Origin of the sequence: Sphaerisporangium sp. NPDC005288, from assembly GCF_040607475.1 — a bacterium.
Taxonomy (GTDB): domain Bacteria; phylum Actinomycetota; class Actinomycetes; order Streptosporangiales; family Streptosporangiaceae; genus Sphaerisporangium; species Sphaerisporangium rhizosphaerae.
Window position 1 is genome coordinate 1 of record NZ_JBEXGT010000083.1, and the last position, 18,837, is coordinate 18,837.

Below are 18,837 nucleotides of genomic sequence, written 5' to 3' on the forward strand. Positions count from 1 at the left end.
AACCCGGAAGTTAAGCTTTCCAGCGCCGATGGTACTGCACCGGGGACGGTGTGGGAGAGTAGGACACCGCCGGACAAAACTTGATAGATAGATATGTGTGTTATGCAGTGCAAGGTAGGCCATCCACGGTGTGGATGGCCTACCTGCGTTTATGGACCATTTCCGCCACGGGCCCCGGATCGGCTGTTACGACACCTGGCGCCCACCTCGGGACTCCCATCCCCAGGCCGGCCAAGACCCAGGACCCAGGACCCAGGAGAACCGGCACATCCGTGCCCGCCCGGGGGCAAGCGAATAAGCCCGCCCGGCATATGAGTGGGTGGTCCGAGGGTTGCTGCCCACCCCGATCGTCAGTCCGAGATACGGCGGTAGCGGGGGCGGGGGGGGCGGTGGAGTCGGCACCGTTTTGGGTCACGTTCTGCGACGTCACACTCGACACTCGCGTCCACGTCGGCACACCCATCTCGAGGTTGACCCCTAGCCGTGACTAGAGGAACCGGCCTGGCCGTGCCGTCAGCGAAGGATTGGATAGGCCCGCCGGAGAAGTCGAATGGGCCCGCCGGGCATGCGGGTGGGTGGTCTGAGCGTTGCTGCCTGCCCCGGTCGTCAGTCCGCTACGCGGAGCGGTAGTGGGGGTGGGACGGCGGGAGGATGGTCGGCGGTGCGGGCGCCGTCCTACGGCGCCGTGGGCAGACCTGCAGGGGCGGCCGATTGCATGCTGGGCGGGGGCATCGAGTTCTCCGGTGTCGGCTCGGCGCAATTGGATGGCGTGCCATTTCCTGCTGTCACCTTTGGGGTGCCCGGCTCGGTCGACCGGTGGCCTGTTCGTTACTGCGGTGGCGGCGGTCTGTTCAGCTGGCGCTGTCTTATTTTCTGGTACTGATGCGAGCATGTCAGCGGTGCGCGTCTAGCGAGTCTGCAGGTCATCCTCTTCTGCGCCATCGCTCGGGTGGTCCAGCCGGAGAGAGCGTTACGGCGTGGAGAACGGGCCGGGTACTGGAGGTATGGAGTCGTGGGTGGGGACTCCGTTGGTGACGCGCAGGAATTCCAGCTTCTCCGCGTCGGCGGAACCCGCGGCGACCGTGTAGACGACCAGCCGGACGTCGCAGCCGGGGACGGTGAGCACGTCGCAGTCGCACGTCACTTCGCCGACCTGGGGGTGCACGATGGTCTTACGGGCCGAGACGTGGAGGCCGACCGCGCCCTCGTCCCACAGCCGGGCGAAGTCCGTACTGCTGGAGCGCATTTCCGTGACAAGGTCGATCAGTCCATGGTCATGGGGATGGGCGACGAGAGCCGTGCGCAGATCTGCCACGAGGGCGCGCTTCAGGTCGTCACCGTCGTGGAGCACGGGCCAGGCCGCGAGTCCTCGTGGCCCTGTGGCGAAGACCGACCGCACCAGGTTCCGCTCTATCTGCGTCCGCGCGCCGGGGTCACCCAGCAGCACCGCCCATGCCGGGGTCCAGGACAGCAAGGTCCAGTCGGCGCTGAACACGCCGACGGGGAACTCCCCGAGGCGGGCCAGCATCCGCTGGATCCCCGCCGGGACGTGCGTGGAGATCGTTCCCTCCCGGGGCGGGAGGAGGCCGGCCAGCTTGTAGGCGTGATCGCGCTCCATGGGTTGCAGCTGCAGCGCCCTGGCCAGGCTCGCAACGACCTGCGCCGAAGGGTTGGTGGCGCGCCCCTGCTCAAGCCGCACCACATAGTCGACCGACAGCCCCGCGAGCTCGGCCAGTTCCTCGCGTCGCAACCCCGCAGCACGTCGCCCGCGCCGGGCGGTGCGCCCGACATCGATGGGAGAGAGCCGGTCGCGCCAGCGGCGCAACGCCGTCCCCAGGGTTTCGTCCATGCGGCCATCCTGCCCGCTTGATTGTCGTCGTGCCTGGTACTGGCCGTCCCACCGTCGTGGAGGGCACTGGTTGCCCTCTCGTCGCCGCACGAGAGTGAAGGTATGACCACGACGTTCATCACAGGAGCCAACAGATCCCTCGGGTACGAGACCGCCCGCCGGCTGATCGAGGCCGGCCACACCGTCCTGGTCGGAGCCCGTGACCCAGAGCGCGGCCAGGCGGCCGCCGACGCACTCGGCGGTGCCCGATTCGTCCAGATCGACGTTACCGACGACGCGTCGGTGGCCGCGGCCGCCGCCGACATCGAAGCCCACGAGGGGTTCATCGACGTTCTGATCAACAACGCGGGCATCCACGGGACGAGCAAACCCGCCGACCAGATCACGGCCGCTGACGCCGCCGAGGTGTTCGAGGTCAACGTCCTGGGGATCGTCCGGGTGACGCATGCGTTCCTGCCACTACTTCGCAGGTCCGCGAACCCGGTCATCGTCAACGTGTCGAGTGGCATGGGGTCGTTCGTCGTGACCCACGACGCAGAGCGCGTCGAGTCGCAGGTCGTCACGCCGCTCTACACGTCGTCGAAGGCCGCCGTGACCATGCTGACGACGCAGTACGCGAAGGCCTGGCCGGAGGTGAAGGTCAACGCGGCCGACCCCGGCTATACCGCGACCGACTTCAACGGTCACAGCGGCCCGCAGACGGTGGCCGAGGGGACCGACGCGATCGTCGAACTCGCCACCGTCGGGACGGACGGTCCGACCGGGACCTTCCGCGACCGTCAGGGCGCGATGGCCTGGTGATCCACCTCTGAGCTCGGCGCCTACCCGGCGATGGACGAGGACCGGCTGGCGGACCTACCCGAGGAGACGGACCGCCTCTGGCAGCAGGGGGCTACCTCACAAGCGGGGTTACCCGGCAGACTCCGCTCAGCTTGCGTCGGTTGCGTCGGGTGTCGTGAAGGTCACGTCGGCCGTGTCGACGGTGCCCGCTTGGCGGCCCGGGGCGCGGTGCCCCTGCCAGTAGAGATTGGTGTGCGCGATCACCTTGTCCGGGGTCGGCGCGCCGTACTCGCTGAGGTCTTCGGTGGTGTGCGCGTCGCCGACGAGCGTCACGTCGTATCCGCGGACGAAGGCCCCGTGGATGGTGGAGCGGATGCACTCGTCGGTCTGGGCGCCGGTCACGACGAGACGGCCCACGCCGAGTTCGGCGAGCCGGGACGCGAGGTCGGTGTCCTCGAAGGAGTCGCCGTAGTGCTTGTGGACGAGAGGCTCGGACTCGGCGCGGACGAGCTCCGGCACGTACTGCCAGTTCTCGCTGCCCTCCTTGATGTTGTCGTCGGAGTGCTGCACCCACACCACGGGCACGCGCTCGGCGCGAGCCTTGCCGACCAGGGCGTTGATGTTGGCGATCACGCCGTCGCGGTTGTGGGCGCCGGCCACCACCCCGTTCTGGACGTCGATGACCAGCAGCGCGGTGTTCGGCCGATCGGGCAGGGTCGTCATGGGAGCCTCTTGTCTGATCTTGGGTCCTGTGTCTCACTCACAGTAGGACGGCCCACCGACAGTCCGGCGGGCACGCATGACGGGTGCGCGGGCGTTCGTCCATGACGGCGCGAGGACGTGGGGGCCGGTAGGGCGGGGCCGGGTGGGGTGGTGGGTTGTCCGGAGGGCCGGAGGCGGTCAGTAGGCTTCTGGTGTGGAATATCAGGCGGTCGAAAAGGCGATCTTGCAGCGGGGTGTGGAGTGGGACATCGATCCCACCCTTGACCGGATCAACATCCTGATGGACATGCTGGGCCAGCCCCAGCGGGCCTATCCGGTCGTGCACATCACCGGCACCAACGGCAAGTCGAGCACGGCCCGCATGATCGACACCCTGCTGCGTGAGCGTAACCTCAGGGTCGGCCGGTTCACCAGCCCTCACCTGGTCTCCATGCGCGAGCGCATCACCATCGACGGCGAGCCGCTCAGCGAAGAACGCTTCACCGAGGTCTACGAGGACGTCCTGCCCTACCTCCAGCTCGTCGACCAGCAGCAGGGACGGCTGTCGTTCTTCGAGACGCTCACGGCCATGGCGTACGCGGCCTTCGCGGACGCGCCGGTCGACGTGGCCGTCATCGAGGTGGGCATGGGCGGCACCTGGGACTCCACCAGCGTGGCGCAGGGCACCGTCGCCGTCATCACTCCCATCTCCCTTGATCATGTCGAGTACCTCGGGCCGGACATCGAGGCCATCGCCCGGGAGAAGGCCGGCATCATCAAGCCCGGCGCGACCGCCGTGCTGTCACAGCAGCCGCTGGCGGCGGCCGAGGTGCTGGTGCGCCGGGCCGCCGAGACCGGGGCGACGGTCGCCCGCGAGGGGCTGGAGTTCGGGGTCGTGCACCGCGAGGTGGCGATAGGCGGTCAGATGCTCCGTCTGCAGGGGCTCAAGGGCGTGTACGAGGAGGTCTTCCTGCCGCTGTACGGCGAGCACCAGGCCGGGAACGCCGTCTGTGCCCTCGCGGCGGTCGAGGCGCTGACCGGCGGCGACGACCCGCTCGACGGCGACCTGGTGCGGAGGGCGTTCGCCGCGGTCACCTCGCCCGGGCGCTTGGAGGTCGTGCGGCGCGGGCCGACGGTGATCGTGGACGCGGCGCACAACCCGGGTGCCATGGAGTCGGTCGTCGAGGCCATGGAGGAGTCGTTCGGCTTCTCCCGCCTGATCGCCGTGGTCGCGGTGATGGCCGACAAGGACGTGGCGGGTGTGCTGGAGCTGCTCGAACCCATCACCGAGGAGATCGTCGTCACCCGCAACTCCTCGACGCGGTCCATGGATCCCGAGGAGCTGGCGGCGCTGGCGGAGGACATCTACGGCGGCGAGCGCGTCCACCAGGCGGCGAGGCTCGACGATGCCATCGACATCGCCATCGGCCTGGCGGAGGAGACCGGCGAGTTCGCCGGCGCGGGGGTGCTCATCACCGGTTCCGTGGTCACCGTGGGAGATGCCCGCCTGCTGCTGAAGGCCGGCGCCGAGCAGTGAGTCGCGGAGTCGTGGAAGGGACGAGGGCGTGAGCATCACCGTCACGCCTGGCATGCGGCGGCTGTGCGCCAGTGTGCTCGGCATGGAGGCCATCGTGCTCGGGCTGATCACACCTGTCGCCATCATGGTCAACGGTGTGACCCCGGCCGTCGCCGTGACCGTCGGCCTAGGGCTGGCGGTGGCGTGCGTCGTGGTGACGGGCCTGCTCAAACGGCCTTTCGCCTACGTCGCCGGCAGCGTGCTGCAACTGCTCGCCATCGCCACGGGGTTCCTGGTGCCGATCATGTTCTTCCTCGGCGTGATCTTCGCGGCACTTTGGGTGACGGCAATCTTCGTCGCTCGTCGTGTCGAGGGAGTGACTTAGCGCTAAAGTCGGCCAGTATGGCCGTACCCCCCATCCAGGCCGCTGGCCTCGCGACAGTTGGCCGGGTCAATCGTCTGCCGCTGGCGCTCGACGTCCTCGTCGGGCTCCTGATCGCGGTCGCGCTTCCGCTGGCGATCGTCGCCGTGCCCAACACCATCTCCGTGGTCGCCTCGCTGCTCCCGCCCGGCCTCGCCGGAGTGTGGATCCTCAGGGCCCACGGTCTCGCCCTTCCCGCCATGCTCTGCGCGGTGCCGCTCGCCGGTTCGGCGCTGAGACGGGTCAACGCGGCGACCATGCTGCTCGTGGGCTTCGCCTGCCTCGCGGTGGCCGACGTGGCCGGCGGTTTCGCCGACTCCACCTTCGCCGTCGGGGCGCTGCGCGTCCTGCACGGCATCGGAGCTGGCGTCCTGCTCCCGGCGACGTTCGCGGCGAGCAGCGAGCGCCGGGGGGCGTCTCGCGACGTGCTGATGCCGCTGTGGGCCGGCATGCTGGCCGTCAGCATGCTGGCCGCTCAGGCGCTCGCGCTCTGGCCGCTCGACGCGGTGACGTCGTGGCGGGTGACCCTCCAGCCGTATCCGCTGCTGACCGGGGTGGCGCTCGCCCTGGCGGCCGTCCATTCGGTGCTCTGGCGCGCGACGGGCGACACCGCCCCGTCCGCGCGGCCCTCTGCTCGTGGAAGGGCGGACGGGGGCGCTGAGCGGGCTCGCGCCAACGGCGGCGGCCTGCGTTCCCATCCGGGCGAGCGCCGCGGCGGGGTCCATCCAGAGGTGGCCCGCGGGGTGGACGCGGCGGCCGGCACGGGCGCCGTCGGTGGCGACATCGCCGTGCCCGTCGCCGACCCGGCCGATCTCGGTCCGGAGGGCCGGGCGCGTTCGGGGCCGAGAGGTCGGGTGCGTCTCGGGCCGGAAAGCCCGGCGAGTCTTGGTCCGGAGGGCCGTGTCGGTCCGGAGAGCCGGGCGCGTCTCGGTTTGGAGGGCCGTGTCGGTCCCGAGGGCCGGGCGCGTTCGGGGGCGGGCGGCCGGGCGCATCTCGGGCCGGCGGCAGGGCTGTCGGCGGGCATCGCCGTGCTGGCCTTCGGCACGACCTTCGACTGGCCGTCCGGGCTCATCCTGGTCGCCGCGACCATCGCGGTGGTGATGCTGCTGGCGGTGGCCGGCCTCAGCCGGGTGGAAGGCCCCGGGGGTCGCCTGGTCGCCTTCGTCATGGTCGCCGTCGGCCTCGTCGTGCTGCCCACTGCCGCGCAGGTGACGTACGTGGAGTTGGGCGGGCTGGGCGGCCCGGGGCTTTCAGGGCTGTGGGCGGCCTTCGGGCTCGCCGCCGTGGTGACGCTCGTGGCCGCGTCGCTGGCCGGGCGGGCCGGGCTCGGGGCGGTGCCGAAGCTCGTCGGAGGCGGCCTGGTCGCCATGGTGGTCGGGCTGTGCGCCGTACGGCTGTTCGTCCCGTCCGCCTCGGGCATGCCGCTGGTCGTGCCGTTCTCGCTGCTGTCGGCGGGCGCGGCCGTGGCCGTCACCTCGGCGATCCGGGCCGCCGGGCACCGCGCCTCGCTTTTCGGCCTGTCGCTCTGCTTCCCGGCCGTCCTGTGCGGCTTCCTGCTCGGCACGGGCATCCAGGTCGGCCGACTGCGCGCGGTCAGCACGTCGGGGAAGGTCACCACGGAGGCCATGGTCGACGGGTTCGTCGGGGCGCTGCACATCTGGGCGCTGGTGGCCGGGTTCACCGTCGTGATCGTCCTGGTCCTGGGCGCGGCACTCGCCCGCCGGGCGTATGAGGGCGAGTCGTCCGGACGCTCCGGCCGAGCGCTCGAGGCGCGTTCTCCAGGCTCCGGTGGGGCGCTTGAGACGCGTTCCCCGGAGTCCGGCCGGGGGGATGGGACGCGTCCCCCTGATTCCGGGGGGACCGTCGGTGTGCCGCCGTCGCCGCGCAGATCCGCCTCGAAGGCGTCCGACGTCAAAGTGGCGCCACGTTGGCAGTCCCGCACGGCGCCCTTCCCGGCGGCCGACCTCCCCTCGACGGATGTCCCCTCAGCGGGCCCGGGTGCCCCCTCACGAGGCTCGGATGCCGCCTCGCGGGGACGCCCGGATGCCGATTCACGGGGCCCGGATGTCTCCTCGGCGGGCGCCTCGGCGCCACCGCCAGGGCGAGCGCCTTCGGCAACGGGTTCCACCGTTCCGCGGCCAGGGTGGTCGCCTTCGGCGGCGGGTTCTTCCGCTCCGCCCGTGACTCCACCGGGCCACCCGGCGACCGGGGCCGGCCGGGGCGCGGCCGACGCCGCGGCGGGTCCGCCGCACGCCGAGGCGGATGCCGGGTCTGAGGGGCCGACAGATGGTGACACCGCGGTGCTTCCGGCCGTTCCGCCGCCGGGCTCGGGCGGTGACACCGCAGAACTACCGGCCGTCCTACCGCCGGCCTCCTGTCCGGAGGAGACCCCAGGGCCGGACGGCCTCGCCCGCTGAGGTCGGCTCCCCTCCCCATCCGCCCGCTGCGGCTGCCCACCTCCTCATCATCGCGCTGACCTCTCACTTCCGCGCGTGACCTCACCCCCTCGGGTCGACCTCACCCTCGGGCCACGTCACCCTCGGGCCGACGTCACCCTCGCGCTGACCTCACCCTCGCGTTGAGGTCGGTTCACCTAGCACTGTTGCGCTGAGGTCGACTCGCATCTCCTCCCTCGTGGCGTTCCGGCCTCCGGGAGGAGGCGGTGGGAAGGACGGCGAGGGGGGCGTCGGCCGGTAAGCTGCGCACACGCTTCCCCTTATTCGCCGGCGGCCATGCGCGCCGGCCGGTGAACACAACAAAGGAGATACCTGTGTCCGAGCGCACGCTTGTCCTGATCAAGCCCGACGGCGTCCGCCGTGGCCTCATCGGTGACGTGATCGCCCGCGTGGAGCGCAAGGGCCTCAAGGTCGTGGCCATGGACCTCCGCACGCTCGACGTCGAGACGGCCAAGGCCCACTACGCCGAGCACTCCGAGAAGCCGTTCTTCGGGGAGCTCGTCGACTTCATCACCTCCGGCCCGCTGGTGGCGCTGGTCCTGGAGGGCCCGCGCGCCGTCGAGGCGTTCCGCGCCCTGGCCGGTGCCACCGACCCGGTGAAGTCGGCCCCGGGCACCATCCGCGGCGACCACGCCCTGGAGATCGGCGAGAACATCGTCCACGGGTCCGACTCGCCCGAGTCGGCCGCCCGCGAGGTCAAGATCTTCTTCCCGGACCGCTTCTGAGGTCCGGCCCCGCGTCTTCGAGAACGGCCGCTCTCCAGCGGCCCGGTCTCGGCGCGGGGGTGATCCCCAAGGGCCCCGGCGCGGCGCGCCGGGGCCCTTCGCGTCTCGTGGGAGTGTCAGCGCAGGTCGCGGCGATGACGCCCGGTAAAGGACGCCAATTTTTCTCGGCTCGCACGGCTCGTTGCCCTCACAGGTGGGTACGTCACGTTACGATTCGAATGCGAACCGTAATCTCTCGCGAACGACCTGAAGGAAGGTTTCCTTCCCCATGGGCAGCAAGCTGGCATTCCTCGGCCGTGACATGGCCGTCGACCTGGGCACCGCCAACACGTTGGTCTACGTGCGCGGGCGCGGCATCGTGCTCAACGAGCCGTCGGTGGTCGCGATCAACACGACCACCGGCAAGATCGTGGCTGTGGGCATCGAGGCCAAGAGAATGATTGGCCGGACGCCCGGCAACATCGTGGCGATACGCCCGCTGAAGGACGGCGTCATCGCCGACTTCGACGTCACCGAGCGTATGCTGCGCTATTTCATCCAACGGGTGCACAAACGCAGCCATTTCGCCAAACCGCGCATTATCGTGGCCGTGCCCAGCGGCATCACCGGCGTCGAGCAGCGCGCGGTGAAAGAGGCCGGCTACCAGGCGGGGGCGCGGCGCGTCTACATCATCGAAGAGCCGATGGCGGCCGCCATCGGGGCCCGGCTGCCCGTTCACGAGCCCACCGGGAACATGGTGGTCGACATCGGCGGCGGCACCACCGAGGTGGCGATCATCTCGATGGGCGGCATCGTGACCAGCCAGTCCATCCGCGTCGGGGGTGACGAGCTCGACCAGGCGATCATGTCGTTCGCCAAGAAGGAGTACTCCCTGATGCTCGGGGAGCGCACCGCCGAGGAGATCAAGATCGCCATCGGCTCGGCGTGCCCGACCGGCGACGACTGCCACGCCGAGATCCGGGGGCGAGACCTGGTCACCGGGCTGCCCAAGACGATCGTGGTGTCGGCCGACGAGATCCGCAAGGCCACCGAGGAGCCCCTCAAGATCATCGTTGACGCGGTCAAGTCGACCCTGGACAAGTGCCCTCCGGAGCTCTCGGGCGACCTGATGGACCGCGGTGTCGCGCTCACCGGCGGCGGCGCCCTGCTCAAGGGCATGGACGACCGCCTGCGGGACGAGACCGGCATGCCCATCCACCTCGTGGAGAACGCCCTGGACTCCGTCGCGCTCGGCTCGGGCAAGTGCGTCGAGGAGTTCGAGGTCCTGCAGCAGGTGCTGGTGCCGGAGCCGAGACACTGACCGTCACCGAGACATTGATGGAGCCGAGACTCTGATGAGGGATACCCGCCGCGCGCGGTTGATCCTCGGCCTGCTGCTGGCGGCGGCGCTCGTCCTGATCACCATCGACCACCGGCAGCGCGAGGACTCCTTGTTCGAGCCCGTCCGCTCGGTGGGGGCGTCGCTGTTCGGCGTCGCCGAGGAGGCCGGCACGGGCGTCGTGCGGCCCGTCGGCGAGTTCATCGACACCTTCTCCTCCGCTCCGGAGTACAAGCGGCGCCTTGCGGCGTTGCGCGCCGAGAACGCGCGGCTGAGGCGCGAGGTGACCGCCAACAGCCTGGACCGCCGCCGGTCGGCCGAGCTGTCCGGCATGCTCGGCCTGTCCGGGCTCGGCGGCTACCGCGTGGTCGCCGCCCAGGTCATCGCCAGGCGGGGCGTGCCGGGGTTCGAGGACGCCGTCGAGATCGACGCGGGCCGGGGTGACGGCGTGCGCACCGAGATGACCGTGCTGAACGGCGACGGCCTGGTCGGCCGGGTCGTGCACACCGGTCCGTCGACCTCCACGGTGGTGCTGCTCACCGACCCGGCCTCGGCGGCGGGGGCGCGTCTGGAGGGCGGCAACCAGATCGGCGTCGTGACCGGGCTCGGACCGGCGGCCGAGGGACGGCTGGTCCGATTCCGGGTGCTGGACTCCACGGCGACGCTGACCGTCGGCCGGCGCATCGTCAGCTTCGGCTCCCAGAACGGCACGCCGTACGCGCCGGGGCTGCCGGTCGGCACCATCGAGCGCGTGGAGCCCACGCCCGGCGAGCTCACCCGCGTCGCCTACGCCCGGCCGTTCGTCGACTTCGGGGCCCTGGACGTGGTCGGGGTCGTGGTACGGGCGCCGCAGCGCGACCCCCGGGACGCGATGCTGCCGTCGGCGCCCCGCAAGGCCGTGCGGGCTCCCGCGACTCCGGCCCCCGCGCAGGCGGCGCCGCCCTCCACAGGTCCGACGCCCGCGCCGGGGCCGTCGTCCTCGCCGTCGGCCCGCGCCCGGCGCGAGGAGGCCGAGCAGGACGCCGGACGTGACAGCGGCGACCAGGGCGCGAGACGCGACAGGGGGGAACAGGGCGCGGGGAGTGATCAGGGCGGCCAGGAGGCCGAACGCGAGAAGCTCCGCGGCCTGCCGCGGAGCCCGGCCCACGCACCGCCCCGGTCCGCCCACCGGTCAGACCGGTCCGCACGGACCGGCCGGTCCGCTCACGCGTCCGGCCGCCGCGACCCCCGGTCCCGCACACCAGGCCGGGCCGCGATGCCGGGCCGGTCCGTCGCGTCCGGTCGGGCGAAGACGTCCGGACGGCCGGACGCGGCGAAACGGGCGGCGAAGGGGAATGACTGAGCGGCCCCTGCGCGTGAGGCCGGCGGGAGCAAGGGGCCGAGAGAGCGTGTGTGAGCGGCCCCTGTGTGTGCGGTGGAGGGAGCGGTGGCGAGGGGTGTGTGTGAGCGGCCCTTGCGCGTGAGGCGGGGCCGGAGCGGTGGCGAGGGGTGTGTGAGCGGTCCCTACGTATGAGGCGGGGCGGGAGCGGGTGGCGAAGGGGCGTGTGTGAGCGGGTCCGGGGTCTGGGAGCGGGGAGGGTGTGGGCGGGTCGGGGATGTCAAGCGGGGCGGGTGTGGGCGGGGCCGGGGGGTGGAGCGGGGCGTGGAGGAGGGGCCCTTGCGGGTGAGGCGAGCTGGAGCGGCGGGCGAGAGGACATGAAGGCGTGATGCGAGGGATGGCGATGGTGCTGCTCGCCGGCCTCATCATGATCGTGCAGGTGACCGTCGTGAACCGCCTGCCGCTGCCCGGCGGCACCGGCCCCGACCTGATCCTCATGGGGGTGGTCGTGCTCGCCCTGGCCCGCGGCGCGGTGGCGGGCGCGGGCGTCGGGTTCGCCGCCGGCCTGATCGCCGATGTGCTGCCGCCGGCCGCTCACGTCATCGGCCAGTACGCGCTGGTGTTCTGCCTGGCCGGGTACCTGGTGGGCCGGGCGGCCGAGCGGGCGCCCGGCTTCGGGGCGGTCATGGTGATCATCGTGGTGATGCTCGTCCCGTTGCTGGCGGCCGGCATCGGCGGCCTGCTCGGCGATCCCCGCGTCGACTGGACGGCGCTGCTCGGCCTGTGGCCGTCGCTGGTGATGTACAACCTGGCGGTGGCCGTGGTGCTGTTCTGGGTGGTCGCCCGCGCCAACGGTGAACGGGGCAGGCGCGAGGCCGTTCCCACGGGCGCCTACCCGGTGCGGAGGCGCGCGTGAACCGCGTCCGCGCCCGCCTGGTGGTGCTGCAACTGCTGGTGCTGACGCTGCTGGCGGTGCTGACCGTGCGGCTGTGGCAGGTGCAGGTCGTGCGCGGCCCGAAGTTCGTGGTGGCGGCCACCGAGACGCGTACCCGCGACGTCATCGTCCCGGCGGTGCGGGGCCCGATTCTGGACGCCTCCGGCCGGCCTCTGGTGCGCAATCGCACCGCGCTGGTCGTCTCGGTGGACCGCGCCGAGGTGGAGCGCATGCCCGACGGCGGCGCGGCGGTGCTCAAGCGGCTCGGCGCGGTGCTGGGCCGGCCCGTGAAGGAGCTGCGCGAGCGCATCCGCCCGTGCGGGCCGCACGTGCGGCGCCCGTGCTGGCCGGGCTCGCTGTACTCGCCCATCCCGATCGACGACAAGGTCAGCCCGCGGCAGGCGCTGCAGATCCTGGAGCGGCAGGAGGACTTCCCCGGCGTGATGGCCGAGGTGCAGGCCGTGCGCGAGTACCCCCTCGGCACGGGGGCGTCCCAGACGCTCGGCTACCTCCAGCCGGTCACCGAGGACGAGCTGAAGAAGCGCTCGAAGCTCAAGGCGAACTTCTCCGGCGTCGACCTGGTCGGCCGCGACGGCCTGGAGTTCGTGTACGACGAGGCGCTGCGCGGGTCGCCGGGCCTGCGCCGGATGCAGGTCGACCGCATGGGCAAGGTGCTCGGGGTCGAGCGCCAGACCTCCCCGGTGCCCGGCGACATCCTGATCACCAACATGGACGCCAACGTGCAGAAGGTCGTGGACGAGGCGCTGGCGCACGCCATGAAGAACGCTCCCAAAGCCGACGGCGCCGCGGCCGTCGTCCTGGACGTCAAGACCGGCGGGGTGATCGCGATCGGCAGCGTGCCGACCTACGATCCGGCCGTCTGGGCGGGCGGCATCTCCGAGAAGGACTACCAGCACCTGCTGTCGGAGAAGGCAGGGCTGCCGCTGATCTCCCGCGCCACCCACGGGCAGTACGCGCCGGGCTCGACGTTCAAGGTGTCCTCGGTGTCGGCGATGATCAGGGACGGCTATCCGCTGAAGGGCAAGTACGACTGCCCCGGCGTCTACGACGTCGCCGGCACGGCGTTCCACAACTTCCACGGCATCGGCCTGGGCACGCTGGACCTCCACATGGCGCTGGTGAAGTCCTGCGACACCATCTTCTACAAGGCGGCCTACGAGATGTGGAAGCGGGACGGCGGCCTGACCCCGGTGAAGCATCCCAAGGAGCCGATGACCACCACGGCCAAGGCGTTCGGGTTCGGCAGGAAGACTGGCATCGACCTGCCCGGCGAGGTCCCGGGGCGCATCCCCGGCCGCGCGTGGAAGAAGGCGATGTGGGACGCCACCCACCACCTGAGCTGCCTGCGGGCCAAGAACGGCTATCCCGAGGTGGAGAAGAAGGACCCCGGCCGCGCCGCCTACCTCAAGAGGCTGGCCAACGAGAACTGCCTGGAAGGGATGCAGTGGAAGGCCGCCGAGGCCGCCAACCTGTCCATCGGCCAGGGCGACGTGCTGGTCACGCCGCTGCAGCTCGCCAAGGCCTACGCCGCGCTGGTCGGCGACGGGCGGCTGCGCAGCCCGCGCATCGGCAAGGCGATCGTCCGGCCGGACGGCACCCACGTGCAGGAGATCAAGGCGCCGGTGACCGGCCGGCTGCCGGTCGACAAGGAGACCCGCGACTACATCCGCGCCGCCCTGAGCGAGGTGACCTCGGACGGCACGGCCGCCGGGGCCTTCAGCGGGTTCCCGATGAACGTGGTGAAGATCGGCGGCAAGACCGGCACGGCTGAGGTGTACGGCAAGGAGGACACCTCCTGGTTCGCCTCCTTCGCCCCGGCGAACGACCCGCGGTTCGTGGTCGTCGTCACGGTCTCGCAGGGTGGCCAGGGCGCGATGGCCGCGGCCCCGGCGGCGCGCGAGATCTGGGAGGGCATCTACGGCATCAAGGGGCAGGCCGCCCTGCCCGGGGGCAAACCCGTCGACCGGCTGCCCAAGATCACCAGGGACGGGACGGTGGTGCAGTGAGCCAGGCCCTGGTCCCGCGGAGCCGGTCGCTGGTGCGGCGGGCCATGGGGGCGCACTCGGCGGTGTGGCGGGTGGACGGCGTCCTGCTGGTGGCGGTCCTGGCGCTGTCGGTGATCGGCACACTGCTGGTGTGGTCGTCCACGCGCACGTGGGCGGCCGGCGCGCCGACCGGCATGGTCAAGAAGCACGTCCTGAACCTGGCCATCGGCTGGGTGCTGTGCGGCATCACGGCGCTGGCCGACCAGCGGACGCTGCGCATCTACGCGCCGGCGGTCTACGGGGTGTCACTGCTCGGGCTGCTGGCGGTGATCACGCCGCTCGGGTCGACGATCAACGGCTCCCATTCGTGGATCCTGCTGGGCGGCGGGTTCGCGGTGCAGCCGTCGGAGCTGGCCAAGCCCGCGCTGATCCTCATGCTGAGCGCGCTGCTCGCCGAGCCCGTGCCCGGCACCGACCGGCCCCGCCCGCTGGACCTCCTGCTGTGCGCCGCCGCGGCGGCGATCGCGATGGGGCTGGTCATGCTGCAGCCCGACTTCGGCACCACGATGGTGCTGGCCGTCATCACGGCGGCGGCCATGATCTTCGCTGGGCTGCGCAAGCGCTACATCGCCGGCCTGGCCGTGCTGGCGCTGGCGGGCGCGGCCGCGGTGTGGCTCTTCGGCCTGCTCAAGCCGTACCAGATCGCGCGGTTCACCGCGTTCATCAATCCGGCCAACGATCCGCGCGGAGCCGGGTACAACAGCACGCAGTCGCTGATCGCGATCGGCTCGGGGGAGCTGTTCGGCAAGGGGCTGTTCCATGGCGGCCAGACGACCGGCCGGTTCGTTCCCGAGCAGCACACCGACTTCATCTTCACCGTGGTGGGGGAGGAGTTCGGGTTCCTCGGCGCGGTCACCGTGGTCGCGCTGCTCGGGGTGGTGCTGCTGCGGGGCCTGCGCATCGCCCGCCGCTCGGAGGACCGCTTCAGCGCGATGGCGGTGGGGGGCGTGGTGTGCTGGTTCGCCTTCCAGACCTTCGTCAACGTCGGCATGACCATCGGCATCATGCCGATCACCGGGGTGCCGCTGCCGTTCGTGTCGTACGGGGGCACGGCCACGTTCGCCAACATGATCGCCCTCGGCGTGCTGCAGGCCGTGCACATCCGCGAACGCCCCTTCTGAGGCGCCCGATGACGCCCGGAGGAGGGCATGACGCACGCCTTCGGGCGGGTGTGCTGGCGCGAGAGGAGGCGGGCAGCAACTAACCTTAATCGCATGTCTGTCGAGTCGCTGTTTCCCCGCCTGGAAGCGCTCCTGCCCAGCGTGCAGAAGCCGATCCAGTATGTCGGTGGTGAACTTAATTCGACCGTCAAGGAGTGGGACGAGGCATCTGTCCGCTGGGCGCTGATGTATCCGGACGCCTACGAGGTCGGCCTGCCCAACCAGGGTGTCCAGATCCTTTACGAGATCCTCAACGAGCTGCCCGGCACGCTGGCCGAGCGCACCTACACGGTGTGGCCCGACCTCGAGGCGCTCATGCGCGAGCACGGCGTGCCGCAGTTCACGGTCGACGCCCACCGCCCGGTGCGGGCCTTCGACGTGCTCGGCGTGTCGTTCTCCACCGAGCTCGGCTACACCAACATGCTCACCGCGCTCGATCTGGCCGGCATTCCGTTCAACGCGGTCGACCGCGGCGACGACGACCCGATCGTGCTGGCCGGCGGGCACGCCGCGTTCAACCCCGAGCCGATCGCCGACTTCCTGGACGCCGCGGTGCTCGGCGACGGCGAGCAGATCGCCATCGCCATCTCCGAGGTGATCCGCGAGTGGAAGGGCGAGGGCCGGCCGGGCGGCCGCGACGAGCTGCTCATGCGGCTGGCCTCGACCGGCGGGGTGTACGTCCCGAAGTTCTACGACGTCGAGTACCACCCCGACGGGCGCATCAAGCGAGTCGCGCCGAACAGGTCCGGGGTGCCGTGGCGCGTGCAGAAGCACACCGTGATGGATCTCGACGAGTGGCCGTATCCGAAGAAGCCGCTGGTCCCGCTGGCCGAGACCGTGCACGAGCGGTTCAGCGTCGAGATCTTCCGCGGCTGCACGCGCGGCTGCCGGTTCTGCCAGGCCGGCATGATCACCCGTCCGGTGCGCGAGCGGTCGATCACCACGATCGGCGACATGGTCGAGGCCGGCGTCAAGGAGTCCGGCTTCAACGAGGTCGGCCTGCTCTCGCTGTCCAGTGCCGACCACTCCGAGATCGCCGAGGTCGCCAAGGGCCTGGCCGACCGCTACGAGGGCACCAACACCAGCCTGTCGCTGCCCTCCACGCGCGTCGACGCCTTCAACATCGACCTGGCCAACGAGTTCTCGCGGGGCGGCCGCCGCTCGGGCCTGACGTTCGCGCCCGAGGGCGGGTCCGAGCGCATGCGCAAGGTCATCAACAAGATGGTCACCGAGGAAGACCTGATCCGCACCGTCACCACGGCCTACAGCCAGGGGTGGCGGCAGGTGAAGCTCTACTTCATGTGCGGCCTGCCCACCGAGACCGACCAGGACGTGCTCGGCATCGCCGACCTGGCCAAGAAGGTCATCAAGGCGGGGCGTGAGGCCACCGGTTCGCGTGACATCCGCTGCACGGTGTCCATCGGCGGGTTCGTGCCCAAGCCGCACACCCCGTTCCAGTGGGCCGCCCAGTGCGACCACGAGACCGTCGACAGCCGGCTCAAGCAGCTCAGGGACGCCCTGCGCTCCGACAAGGAGTACGGCAAGGCCATCGGCTACCGTTACCACGACGGCCAGCCCTCCATCGTCGAGGGTCTGCTGTCGCGGGGCGACCGCCGGGTCGGCGCGGTGATCAGGGCCGTGTGGGAGGACGGCGGCCGGTTCGACGGCTGGAGCGAGCACTTCTCCTACGCGCGCTGGATGTCCTGCGCCGAGCGGGTGCTGGCCGGCGGGCCGGTGGACGTCGACTGGTACACCACCCGCGAGCGCGAGGAGGTCGAGGTGCTCCCCTGGGATCACCTGGACGCCGGCCTCGACCGCGAGTGGCTGTGGCAGGACTGGCAGGACGCCATCGACGACGAGACCGAGGTCGAGGACTGCCGCTGGACCCCCTGTTACGACTGCGGTGTCTGTCCCACCATGGGGACCGAGATCCAGATCGGCCCGACCGGCAGGAAGCTGCTTCCGCTCTCGGTGGTGTGAGCTTCGTCCGCGGCCCCGCCGGGGGCGGCCGGCCGCGCCCGATGGAAGCGAACACCGCCCGTGGCCGTTGACTAGGAGAGAAACCCGGTCATCATCTGAGAAAGGATCACTTAACTGAGAAACCCCGTTCCTGATGGGCCTCCGCCCGCGCCCGTGGTGCAGCGCCTTCGCGTGCGCTACGCCAAGCGCGGCCGGCTGCGGTTCACCAGCCATCGAGACATCTCGCGCGCCATCGAACGAGCGGTGCGCCGGTCCGGCATCCCGGTCGGCTTCAGCGCGGGATTCACCCCCCATCCGAAGATCTCCTATGCGGGAGCCGCCCCCACGGGGGTGGCGAGCGAGGCCGAATACCTCGAGATCGGCGTCGTGACGCCCTGCGAGCCCGAGCGGCTGCGCGGCGACCTCGACGCGTCGCTGCCGCCGGGGCTGGACGTGCTCGACGTCGTCGAGGCGCGCGCCGGCAGCCTGGCCGACCGGCTCGAGTGCTCGGTGTGGGAGGTCCGCCTCTCCGGGGCCGACCCGCGGGCCGCGCTGGCCGCGGCCGATCTCTTCCTGGCCGCCGAGCGTGTCGAGGTCGAGCGCATGACCAAGAAGGGCCTGCGCCGCTTCGACGCCAGAGCGGCCGTCGTCACATTGACGGCCCATGATGGAACGGAACAAACGGCGGGCCGGGAGCCCAGCCCGCCATGTGCGATACTTCGTATGGTTGTACGGCACGTGACACCTGCCGTTCGACCCGACGACGTGCTCACGGGTCTGCGACTTGTGGCCGACTTCGCGCCGCCGTCACCCCCCGCGGTGACCCGGCTGGCGCAGGGGCCGCTCGACGCGCGCACCGGTGGGACCGCCGACCCGCTCGACCTGGACCGCGACGTGCGCGGCGGCGAGCCGGGACCGGCTGTGCGGCACGTCGCTGACCACAAATAGGACTTGGTGCCGGGCCCCGCGAGGCGGCCTGGCGCACAGCGAGAGACGAGAGCTCCCGCGCGGCGCGGAGACGCGCCCGGGAGCCTGACGGGAGAACGCCCGCATGCTCGACAACGAGCCCATTGTCGGGGCCTACGGCCCTGATGGGGATACAACAGCACAGCAAGAGGCGAAGCCGGTCCGCCGGCGCCGGGCGGCGAGCCGCCCGGCCGGTCCGCCGCCCGAGGAGCCCGAGCGCGCTTCGGGTCTGGTGACGGCTCCGCAGCAGGCCCCCGCCGACACGGCGGCCCAGCCCGTCGGGGGGGTTCCCGCGCCGCGCGCGGAGGCCGACCCCGAGATGGCGCCTGCGGCGCGGTCCGCCGAGGAGATCGTGCCGGCCGCGAGGAGCGACGAGCAGGTCGTGCCCGCGGCGCGGACCGAGGAAGGGGCCGAGCCGGCGCAGGCGCCGGCCAAGCGCGCCACCAGGTCGCGCCGCGTCACCGCCAAGGACCCCGACGCGCCGGCGGCCACGCGGCGCACGCGCACGACCAGGAAGGCCGCGGCGCCGGCCGAGATCGACGAGACCGCCGTGAGCGCGCAGGAGGCACCGGCCCCCGTGACCGAGGCTCCCGCCGCGGCGCAGGAGCCCGCCGCGCCCGCCGCCCCGCCCGCCGCCCCGGAGGAGGCCGCCCCGGCCGCCCCGGCG

At 71.4% G+C, this 18,837-nt stretch carries 14 protein-coding genes and 1 pseudogene; 13 read left to right on the plus strand and 2 right to left on the minus strand.

The genetic code is table 11. The annotated features are described in order from the left end of the window. Nucleotides 1-970: 970 nt before the first annotated feature. Complete coding sequence (locus tag ABZU32_RS39845; protein ID WP_354931733.1) at nt 971-1,849, minus strand: helix-turn-helix transcriptional regulator; 879 nt, start codon at nt 1,847-1,849, stop codon at nt 971-973. Nucleotides 1,850-1,951: 102 nt separating this feature from the next. Between ABZU32_RS39845 and ABZU32_RS39850 the strand changes: the two genes are divergently transcribed. Beyond that, nucleotides 1,952-2,650: an SDR family NAD(P)-dependent oxidoreductase gene (locus ABZU32_RS39850; RefSeq protein ID WP_354931736.1), complete on the plus strand. Its 699-nt coding sequence runs from the start codon at nt 1,952-1,954 to the stop codon at nt 2,648-2,650. 126 nt (nt 2,651-2,776) lie between these two features. On the opposite strand, the gene ABZU32_RS39855 is transcribed toward ABZU32_RS39850, so the two are convergent. After that, complete coding sequence (locus tag ABZU32_RS39855) at nt 2,777-3,352, minus strand: cysteine hydrolase family protein (protein WP_354853667.1); 576 nt, start codon at nt 3,350-3,352, stop codon at nt 2,777-2,779. A 193-nt stretch (nt 3,353-3,545) separates the two neighbouring features. On the opposite strand from ABZU32_RS39855, the gene ABZU32_RS39860 reads away from it, so the two are divergent. The 12 genes and pseudogenes from ABZU32_RS39860 to ABZU32_RS39915 all read left to right on the plus strand — a co-directional run. Continuing rightward, nucleotides 3,546-4,868: a folylpolyglutamate synthase/dihydrofolate synthase family protein gene (locus ABZU32_RS39860; protein ID WP_354931739.1), complete on the plus strand. Its 1,323-nt coding sequence runs from the start codon at nt 3,546-3,548 to the stop codon at nt 4,866-4,868. A 28-nt stretch (nt 4,869-4,896) separates the two neighbouring features. Beyond that, nucleotides 4,897-5,232, plus strand: coding sequence for a DUF4233 domain-containing protein (locus ABZU32_RS39865; RefSeq protein WP_354853673.1), 336 nt, complete (start codon nt 4,897-4,899; stop codon nt 5,230-5,232). 17 nt (nt 5,233-5,249) lie between these two features. Then, a complete protein-coding gene (locus ABZU32_RS39870) occupies nt 5,250-7,685 on the plus strand; it encodes a hypothetical protein (RefSeq protein ID WP_354931742.1) in 2,436 nt (811 codons plus the stop codon). 353 nt (nt 7,686-8,038) lie between these two features. After that, nucleotides 8,039-8,449 carry a nucleoside-diphosphate kinase gene (gene ndk, locus ABZU32_RS39875; protein ID WP_354853678.1) on the plus strand — a complete coding sequence of 137 codons (411 nt, stop codon included), beginning with the start codon at nt 8,039-8,041 and terminating at the stop codon, nt 8,447-8,449. A gap of 268 nt (nt 8,450-8,717) precedes the next feature. Further along, nucleotides 8,718-9,749 (plus strand): rod shape-determining protein, encoded by a 1,032-nt coding sequence (locus ABZU32_RS39880; RefSeq protein ID WP_354853681.1) that lies wholly within the window; start codon nt 8,718-8,720, stop codon nt 9,747-9,749. 34 nt (nt 9,750-9,783) lie between these two features. Beyond that, the gene (locus tag ABZU32_RS39885; RefSeq protein ID WP_354931745.1) at nt 9,784-11,109 is read left to right on the plus strand and encodes a rod shape-determining protein MreC; all 1,326 of its coding nucleotides are present in this window, start codon (nt 9,784-9,786) and stop codon (nt 11,107-11,109) included. A gap of 364 nt (nt 11,110-11,473) precedes the next feature. After that, a complete protein-coding gene (gene mreD, locus ABZU32_RS39890) occupies nt 11,474-12,001 on the plus strand; it encodes a rod shape-determining protein MreD (RefSeq protein ID WP_354931751.1) in 528 nt (175 codons plus the stop codon). Continuing rightward, on the plus strand, nt 11,998-14,046 hold the full coding sequence (gene mrdA, locus ABZU32_RS39895; protein ID WP_354853686.1) for a penicillin-binding protein 2: 2,049 nt from the start codon (nt 11,998-12,000) through the stop codon (nt 14,044-14,046). Before mreD ends, mrdA begins: the two co-directional genes overlap by 4 nt. Then, a complete protein-coding gene (rodA, locus tag ABZU32_RS39900; RefSeq protein WP_354853689.1) occupies nt 14,043-15,206 on the plus strand; it encodes a rod shape-determining protein RodA in 1,164 nt (387 codons plus the stop codon). Before mrdA ends, rodA begins: the two co-directional genes overlap by 4 nt. A gap of 93 nt (nt 15,207-15,299) precedes the next feature. Continuing rightward, nucleotides 15,300-17,225, plus strand: a complete 1,926-nt coding sequence (locus ABZU32_RS39905; RefSeq protein ID WP_354931748.1) for a TIGR03960 family B12-binding radical SAM protein — start codon at nt 15,300-15,302, stop codon at nt 17,223-17,225. Nucleotides 17,226-17,378: 153 nt separating this feature from the next. Beyond that, a complete protein-coding gene (locus tag ABZU32_RS39910; RefSeq protein WP_354853695.1) occupies nt 17,379-18,152 on the plus strand; it encodes a TIGR03936 family radical SAM-associated protein in 774 nt (257 codons plus the stop codon). A gap of 250 nt (nt 18,153-18,402) precedes the next feature. Continuing rightward, nucleotides 18,403-18,837: pseudogene (locus tag ABZU32_RS39915) on the plus strand (hypothetical protein); the annotation flags it as partial.